The sequence below is a fragment of the Cupriavidus sp. SIMBA_020 genome (assembly GCF_046535395.1).
GTDB classification, from domain to species: domain Bacteria; phylum Pseudomonadota; class Gammaproteobacteria; order Burkholderiales; family Burkholderiaceae; genus Cupriavidus; species Cupriavidus campinensis.
The window spans coordinates 1-256 of record NZ_JAWRWU010001051.1 but is presented as its reverse complement, the minus strand read 5'-3'; the positions used below and the strand labels follow the sequence as shown (position 1 = coordinate 256).

Sequence of the window (256 nt, the reverse complement as noted above, 5' to 3'; positions counted from 1 at the left end):
CAATGCCGCCCGGACAAGCCTGCAGGCCAGGTACACCAGGTAGGTGATGCCGATCCAGCGGATCGCTTCGAATAGCGTCGGTGACGCGGCCACGACCGCGGCCAGCCCCAACGCGACCAGCAGCGAGTGAACGCAATAGCCCAGCACCACGCCGGCCGTGGCGCGAAACCCCGCCGCGGTGCCGCCGGAAACAGCTTGCGAAGCGATGAAAAGGATATCCGGACCAGGCGTGCAGACTAGCGGGATGACCGTTGCC

Annotated in this window: 1 protein-coding gene; it reads right to left on the bottom strand. The window is 66.4% G+C overall.

The window, feature by feature from the left end:
* Positions 1-256, bottom strand: a 256-nt coding sequence (locus SB751_RS32695) for a LysE family translocator (RefSeq protein WP_410749343.1), incomplete at both ends; no start/stop codon positions are given.